General features: G+C 70.1%; 8 protein-coding genes. 3 read left to right on the top strand and 5 right to left on the bottom strand.

Annotated elements, in window-relative coordinates; genetic code table 11:
- The 4 genes from VF139_06325 to serA all read right to left on the bottom strand — a co-directional run.
- Positions 1–211, bottom strand: a 211-nt coding sequence (locus tag VF139_06325; protein HEX6851005.1) for a hypothetical protein, incomplete at its 3' end; no start/stop codon positions are given.
- Positions 212–346: 135 nt separating this feature from the next.
- On the bottom strand, positions 347–685 hold the full coding sequence (locus VF139_06320; protein ID HEX6851004.1) for a c(7)-type cytochrome triheme domain-containing protein: 339 nt from the start codon (positions 683–685) through the stop codon (positions 347–349).
- Between the two features lie 91 nt (positions 686–776).
- Positions 777–1,904 (bottom strand): fatty acid desaturase, encoded by a 1,128-nt coding sequence (locus VF139_06315; protein HEX6851003.1) that lies wholly within the window; start codon positions 1,902–1,904, stop codon positions 777–779.
- A gap of 61 nt (positions 1,905–1,965) precedes the next feature.
- On the bottom strand, positions 1,966–3,222 hold the full coding sequence (gene serA, locus VF139_06310; GenBank protein HEX6851002.1) for a phosphoglycerate dehydrogenase: 1,257 nt from the start codon (positions 3,220–3,222) through the stop codon (positions 1,966–1,968).
- A 52-nt stretch (positions 3,223–3,274) separates the two neighbouring features.
- Here serA and VF139_06305 point away from each other — a divergent pair, with 52 nt between their 5' ends.
- Genes VF139_06305 through VF139_06295 form a run of 3 tightly spaced genes read left to right on the top strand, consistent with a single transcriptional unit; the run spans position 3,275 to position 6,655 of the window.
- A complete protein-coding gene (locus VF139_06305) occupies positions 3,275–5,107 on the top strand; it encodes an OPT family oligopeptide transporter (protein ID HEX6851001.1) in 1,833 nt (610 codons plus the stop codon).
- A gap of 23 nt (positions 5,108–5,130) precedes the next feature.
- On the top strand, positions 5,131–5,952 hold the full coding sequence (locus VF139_06300) for a ferredoxin--NADP reductase (protein HEX6851000.1): 822 nt from the start codon (positions 5,131–5,133) through the stop codon (positions 5,950–5,952).
- 7 nt (positions 5,953–5,959) lie between these two features.
- Complete coding sequence (locus tag VF139_06295) at positions 5,960–6,655, top strand: hypothetical protein (protein HEX6850999.1); 696 nt, start codon at positions 5,960–5,962, stop codon at positions 6,653–6,655.
- Here the strand turns inward: VF139_06295 and cysK are convergent.
- The gene (gene cysK / locus VF139_06290) at positions 6,652–7,626 is read right to left on the bottom strand and encodes a cysteine synthase A (protein ID HEX6850998.1); all 975 of its coding nucleotides are present in this window, start codon (positions 7,624–7,626) and stop codon (positions 6,652–6,654) included. The genes VF139_06295 and cysK overlap by 4 nt on opposite strands.
- Between the last annotated feature and the right edge of the window lie 6 nt (positions 7,627–7,632).

Here is a 7,632-nt window from a genome sequence, read left to right as displayed (position 1 = left end):
GGAACGCGGCCCACCCCGCCTGGCCGTCCGCGAAGTCCGCGATCTGCTCGGGAGACTCCGCCACGATCCCGAGGCCGGAAACCGCGTCCCACGTCACCAGACGGTCGAATCGGCTCGGAGCGCGATCGGCGACGGCGGCGTGGAGGGAAGGTGAGGCGAAAGTCAGCGTGGTCAGGAGAAGGGAAAGGGCGAGGCAGCGGGAACGCGACACGGATCAACCCCCCGAGGGCGGAGGGCACACTCCGCCGACCGCCTAAGCGTCCGCACAACGTCCGGGTGCGTCAACCCCAAAAACACGAAGGGGCGCCGAAAGGCGCCCCTTCGCGAGATCCGCGTCGCGGATCGGTTACTTCTTGATGTGGCACTTCGCGCAGTTGCCCTTGCTCTCGAACGCCGCGCCGCCGGCGACGTGACAGGCACCGCAGGCCTTCTTCTCGGCTTCGGCGGTCTTGTGCATGCTGGCCTTGTACTCGCCCAGCTTGCCCTGCGCCTGCTCGAAGATGCCGGGGTGGCACGCCTTGCAATCGCCCTTGGCCTTCTCGACGTGCTTGGCGTGGTCGAAGGTCACTTCGCCCGGCTTCGCGGCATACGTGATCTTCTCGGGAGCTTTCTTGTCCTCGGCGAACAGGGTTCCCGCGGCCACCACGACGGCGAACACGGCGAGAACGGCGAACACCTTCTTCATTTCCAAGCCTCCTATTAGCCCCTCACAGGGTCCGCGGCTCATTCTGCATCCTAAGCGGAGAGCTTGGCTCCGATATTTGTCAAGTGCCGGATCAGGCGGCGATGGGCGCGAGCGAAAGCACCGTGTCGCAGAGCCGCGACCAGTCCCGCATGTCCCGCCGGACGGCTTCGCGCAGGGCCTGAACCTCGGCGCGGAGCGCCTCGGCGTTGTTCCGGCCCGCCTGGCGCAGCTCCGCGGTCGCCTGGGCGATCCGGCGGCGCTTGGCCTGGAGCTCGTCGGCGAGCTCGTGGATCCGCCGCTCGAACTCGGCGCGTTTCGCCGCGGCGACGGTGCGCAGCTGGTCGAGCAGCAGGCGGCGGTCCTCCTCGAGAAGCCGTCGCTCGATCGTCTCGCGGCTGAAGCGGCGAAGGTCCTTCGCGAGGCCGAGCTTGTTGAGGAGGAAGATCGTCCATTTGGTCGGGTCGAAGTGGTACCACTTCACCCCGTTGCGGTAGTCCGACGCGAAGGTGTGGTGGTAGTTGTGGTACCCCTCGCCCACCGTCAGGAACGCGATCACGAAGTTGTCGACGGCGGAGTGCTCCCGCGAATAGGTCTTCGAGCCCCACGTGTGGGCGAGCGAGTTGATGAACCAGGTGAGGTGGTGCGAGGCGAGCAGGCGCGTCCACCACACCAGGGTGAACGATCCCAGCCAGTCTCCCGTCGCGGCGCCGACCATCGCGCAAACCGCGGCGTTGGCCCCGACGCCGAGCGTGACGAACCAGCGGTGCTGGAACATCACGAGCCGGTTCCGCTCGAGGTCCCGCACCAGTCGCGGGTCGATGGGCGCGGTCTTGTAGAACAACCAGCCCATGTGCGCGTAGAAGAACCCCTTCTTGATCGAATACGGATCGTCGTCCGTGTCGACGTGCGCGTGGTGCCGCCGGTGGTCGTGGGACCACTTCAGCGCGCTTCCCTGGAAGGCGAGGGTCGCGAGGAAGAGCAGGACCGCTTCCGCCGCCTTGTTCATCTTGTAGCAGCGATGCGCGTAGAACCGGTGGTACGCCGCTCCGATTCCGATCTCGGTGACGACGAGCAGCACGAGCGCCGCGACGACGACGCCCGGGGACGGCGTGTTGCGGGCGAAGTAGACGGGGAGCCCGACGATCAGCGCCGCGTGGTAGGCGACGAGGAAGATCGCGATGGGCCAGTCGATGCGGCGCAAGGTTGCACGAAGATCCACGAGTCGGGCTCCTCCGGACGTACGTGTCTACGTTAGCTGCGCGGTGCGGCAAAGGCAACGGTCAGTAGAGAATCCGCGTGCGGATGGTCCCCGCCACGCCCGCCATCTCCCGCTTCAGCGCGAGGCTCCCCTGGCGCCCCCCGGCGTCGAAGTCGATCACGACGTAGCCGATGTGGCTCGTGGTCTGGAGGTACTGGGCGGCGACATTGACCCCGCGCCGGGAGAAGACCTCGTTCACCTGCGCGAGCACCCCGGGCTGGTTCCGATGGACGTGGAGAAGCCGGTGTTTTCCCGCGTGCTCCGGCAGGGCGACCTCCGGGAAGTTGACCGAGGTCAGCGTCGAGCCGTTGTCCGAGTACTTGATCAGCTTCTCGGCGACCTCGATCCCGATGTTCTCCTGCGCCTCGACGGTGCTCCCGCCGATGTGCGGCGTGAGAAGCACGTTGTCGAAGCGGAGCAGGGGCGACTCGAACGGCTGGTCGTTCGCCTCCGGTTCGGCCGGGAAGACGTCGATCGCCGCGCCGCGGAGCCGTCCGGACTCGAGGGACGCCGCGAGGGCATCCAGGTCCACGACCGTGCCGCGCGACGCGTTGATCAGCGCCGCACCTTCGCGCATGCGCGCGAGCTGGCGCGCGCCGATCATCCGGTGGGTCAGGGCCGTCTCCGGGACGTGCAGCGTCACCACGTCCGAGCGCTCGAGCAGGTCGTCGAGCCCCTTCGCGGAAGCGGCGTTCCCGAGGGCGAGCTTCGTTTCGATGTCGTGGAAGACGACGCGCATCCCGAGCGCCTCGGCGAGCACGCCGACCTGCGTTCCGATGTGTCCGTACCCCACGATGCCCACCGTCTTGCCCCGGGCCTCGCGCGCCCCGTCCAGCGATTTCTTCCAGCTGCCGCGGTGGGCGAGGGCGTTCCGCTCGGGGATGCCGCGAAGCAGCATCACGATCTCCGCGACGACGAGCTCGGCGACGCTCCGGGTGTTCGAGTACGGTGCGTTGAACACCGGCACCCCCCGGTCGCGCGCCGCGTCGAGCGCGACCTGGTTGGTGCCGATGCAGAAACACCCGACCGCGAGGAGCCGGTCCGCCGAGCGCAGGACCTCGTCGGTGAGCTGGGTGCGGGACCGGATCCCGACGACGTGCGCGTCCGCCACCGCCCGGCCGAGCGCCGCCCCGGCCGGGGCCTGCGCGACCTCCACCACGTTCGTGTAGCCGCGGGACCGGAACAGCTCCGCGGCCCGGGGGTGGATCGCCTCGAGGAGGACCACCTTGATCTTCGAGCGGTCCAGCGAAGTCGGGGTCGCGTCGCGTTTCGTGGGCATGGCTCCATGATCGGCGACGCGGCGCGGCGCCCGCAAGGTTAGACTCCGCGCGATGGAACCCCACGGCAACGACGTCGAGACCCGCTGGCTGCGCGACACCTTCCGCCCCGGCGTCCCGCAGCTGACGGCCCGCGCGGTCGTCTTCGGGATGCTGATCGGCGGGGTGATGTGCCTGTCGAACCTCTACGTCTTCTTCAAGACGGGATGGTCGATGGGGGTCACGATCACCGCCGCGATCCTCGCGTTCTCGCTGTTCGGCGCGATGCGCGCCGCGGGCCTGAGCCGGCGGCCGCTGACCGCGCTCGAGAACAACGCGCTCACGACCGTGGCCTCCGGCGCCGGGTACATGACCGGCGGCGGGAACATGGCGGCCTTCGGCGCGTTGCTCATGGTGACGACGGTGCGCCCCGATCTGATTCCGATGATCTTCTGGTTCGGGGCGATCGCCGCTCTCGGCGTTTTCGCGGCGATTCCGATCAAGCGGCAGCTCATCAACAAGGAACAGCTGGCCTACCCGACCGGGACGGCGACCGCGGAGACCCTGAAGGCGATCCACGGCGAGGGGAAGGAGGCGGCGACCGAAGGGTCGCGGCAGGCGAAGGCGCTGGGGTACGGGGCGGTCTTCGCGGCGGCGGTCGCGTGGCTGCGCGACGCGAAGGCGGACTGGATCCCGTACCCGAACCTCCCGGGTTCCTTGAAGATCCCGTTCGAGATCGGCGGCAGGCCGCTCGCCGACTGGACCCTCTCGATGAAGACGGAGGTCATCCTGGTCGGCGCGGGCGCGATCATGAGCTTCCGCACCGGCTGGTCGATGCTCCTCGGGAGCCTCCTCACCTACGGCGTCCTGGCCCCGTCGCTCGTCGAGCGCGGCCTCGTCGCGGAGGTCAGCTACAAGGCCATCGTGGGGTGGACGGTGTGGCCCGGCGCGGCGATCCTCGTCGCCGCCGGGTTGACGTCGTTCGCGCTCGACTGGCGCAGCGTCGCGCGCTCGTTCGCGGGGATGGCGAACCTGTTCGGCGGCGGGAGCAGGGCCGACGCCGATCCGATGGACGCGATCGAGTGCCCGGGATGGTGGTTCCCGGCGGGATTCGTCGTCCTCGGGCCCGTCGTGGTCTTGCTGATGACCTGGCTGTTCCAGATCCCCTGGTGGGCGGGGGTGATCGCGGTGCCGCTCGCGATCGTGATGGGGTTCGTCGCCGCGCGCGTCACCGGCGAGACCGACATCACGCCCACCAAGGCGCTCGGGCCGGTGACGCAGCTGCTCTACGGCGTCATCACGCCCGGGAACCTCTCGGGCAACATCATGAGCGCCAACGTCACCGGAGGGATCGGCCTTCACGCCGCCGACCTGCTGACGACGCTGAAGACGGGGTGGCTGCTGGGGGCGAGCCCGCGCGCGCAGTTCTGGGCCCAGATGTTCGGCGTCGCCGCCGGCGCGGCGATCGTCGTCCCCGCCTTCAACCTCATCATCCCCGATCCGTCGGTCCTCGGAGGCGAGGCCTGGCCCGCCCCGTCGTGCCTGGTCTGGGCCGGGGTCTCGAAGGCGTTCGCGGAGGGGATCGGGTCGCTCGACGGCGCCGCGCGCACGGGAATCCGCGTGGGGCTCGCCCTGGGCGTGGCGCTCGCGCTCCTCGAGAAGTTCGCGCCCTCCGGGCTGAAGCCCTGGATGCCGTCGCCGTCGGGTCTGGGGATCGCGATGGTCATCCCCGGCAGCAACGGGATCGCGATGTTCGCGGGGGCGCTCGTCGCGGAGATCCTGCGCCGTCGCGCCCGCCCCTTCGCCGACCGGTACGTCGTTCCCGTCAGCTCGGGGCTGATCGCCGGCGAGAGCCTCGTCGGCGTCCTGATCGCCCTGCTGATCGTGGCGGGCCTGTTGCACAAGTGAGGACGGGGACACGGGGGACGCCGATGGGGGTCGATCGCATCGAGGCGTACAACGCCACCGTGGTCGGGCGCGAGGACATCCACCCGGAGCTGCGCGTGCTTCGCGTGCGCCCGGACGAGGGCCTGCCCCCCGCGTTCAAACCGGGGCAATACACCGTGCTCGGGCTTCTGGGAAGCGAGCCCCGCGTCGACGAGGCCGACGCGGAGGAGCCTCCCTCCGAGCCGGGGAAACTCGTCAAGCGCGCCTACAGCATCGCGTCCTCGAATCTCGAGAGGAACTACGTCGAGTTCTTCCTCACGCTCGTCAGCTCGGGGGTCCTGACTCCGCGGCTGTTCGCCCTCCGGCACGGAAGCCGCCTGTACCTCTCGAGCAAGGCGGTGGGGACGTTCACGCTCGACCGGGTCGCCCCCGGGAAGGCGGTCGCCATGATCGCGACGGGCACGGGGCTCGCGCCGTACATGTCGATGCTCCGCACGACCCTCGTCCACGATGCCGAGCGGAGATTCGTCGTGCTGCACGGCGCGCGCTACAGCTGGGACCTCGGCTACCGCGCCGAGCTCGAGAGCCTGCAGCGGATCCGGCCGAACCTCACGTATCTGCCCTCGATCACGCGCCCCGATCGCGACCCGCACTTCGTCGGCCTGACCGGACGCATCCAGCACCTGATCTCCACGGGCGCGATCGAGCGCGAGAGCGGGGTCGAGCTCGACCCCGAGCGGACCGACGTGTTCTTGTGCGGGAACCCCGACATGATCCGCGAGGTGCAGGCGATGCTCACCGTGCGCGGGTACCGCCCCGGCCGGGGGCGGGAGCCCGGTACGATCCACGTCGAGGAGTACTGGTAGCCCGGACGTGACGCGCTGGTTGTCCGTTCACGCCGACTACGCCTGCCGCCATCGCGGGGCCTGCTGCGAGGCGGGGTGGGCGATCCCGGTCGAGAAGGAGCGGCTCGCGTTGTGGCGTCCGGGATGGCGCGACCGCCTCGACGCCGACGGCGACCTCGCGACCGCGGGAGGCTGCCCGTTGCGCGAGAACGACCGGTGCGCGGTCCATCGCGACCTCGGCCCCGAGGCGCTCCCCGCCGCCTGCCGCCACTTCCCGCGCGTGTGCCTGCGCGACCTTCGCGGCATCTCGGTGACGTTGTCGTGCTTCTGCCCGACGGCGGCGCAGATGCTCTTCCGGGAGGACGTGGCGCTCGCGGTGGTGGAGGGACCCCGCCCGGTTCCGATCGGGACCGCCGTGGAGGGGCTCGACGCCAGGGGAGCGACCCACGTCGATCTGGACGCGCTCACGAGCTGGGAGGAGGAGACGATCGACGCGCTCGACCGGGACGCGCATCCTTCGTTTCGCGGGGAGCCGCGCCCGGTCCGGGCCTGGCTCGCCGCGCGCGCCTTCGCGTCGTGGGCGCCGTTCCAGGGGGACGGGATCCCGGCGGCGATCGCGGACCTCGAGCGATCGCACTCGGTGCTCCGCGAGGAGCGGGCACGGGGCGGTCCGCCGGTCGAGGCGATCCGGCGGGCGGAGCATCGGCTCAGGCACCGGGCCTAGATCGCGATCCCCGCCTCGTCGTAGACCCCGTCGAAGAGGATCGTCGAAAGGTATCGCTCGCCCGAGTCGGGGAGGATGACGACGATCGTCCTCCCCTTCATCTCCGGCTCCGCGGCGACCCGCGCGGCGACCGCCGCGGCGGCACCGCACGAGATCCCGGCGAGGATTCCCTCCTCGCGCGCGAGGCGGCGCGCGAAGGCGATCGCCTCGTCGTTCGAGACGGTTTCCACGCGATCGACGACGGAGAGGTCGAGATTCCTCGGGACGAATCCGGCGCCGATCCCCTGGATCTTGTGGGGCGCGGGCTGGAGGGGTTGTCCCGCGAGGGTCTGCGAGATCACGGGGGAGTGGACCGGCTCGACGGCGATCGAGACGAGGGGCTTTCCCTTGGTGTTCTTGATGAAGCGGGAGACCCCGGTGATCGTCCCGCCGGTTCCGACCCCGGCGACGAGCACGTCGACCCCGCCTTCGGTGTCGGCCCAGATCTCCGGTCCGGTCGTCGTCTCGTGGATCGCGGGGTTCGCGGGGTTGTCGAACTGGCCGGGGAGGAACCACTTGGACGGGTCGGAGCCCGCGATCTCCTCGGCCCGGGCGATCGCCCCCTTCATCCCCTTCGCCCCTTCGGTCAGCACGAGCCGGGCCCCGAAGGCGGCGAGGACCTTCCGCCGCTCGAGGCTCATCGTCTCGGGCATCGTGAGGGTGAGGGGATAACCGCGCGCGGCGGCGACGAACGCGAGCGCGATCCCGGTGTTGCCGCTCGTGGGCTCGACGATCTCCATCCCGGGCCCGAGGACGCCGCGGCTCTCGGCGTCCCAGATCATCGAGGCGCCGATGCGGCACTTCACCGAGTAGGCGGGGTTGCGCCCCTCGATCTTGGCCAGGACGTTCGCCCCCTCGGGGACGACCCGGTTCAATCGGACGAGCGGGGTCCCGCCGATCGAGCGGGCGTTGTCGGGGTGGATGGCGGCCATGGTACT

This window comes from Candidatus Polarisedimenticolaceae bacterium (assembly GCA_036376135.1).
Taxonomy (GTDB): Bacteria; Acidobacteriota; Polarisedimenticolia; order Polarisedimenticolales; family DASRJG01; genus DASVAW01.
The sequence above is the reverse complement of the archived record's forward strand: the minus strand, read 5'-3'. Positions and strand labels throughout refer to the sequence as shown.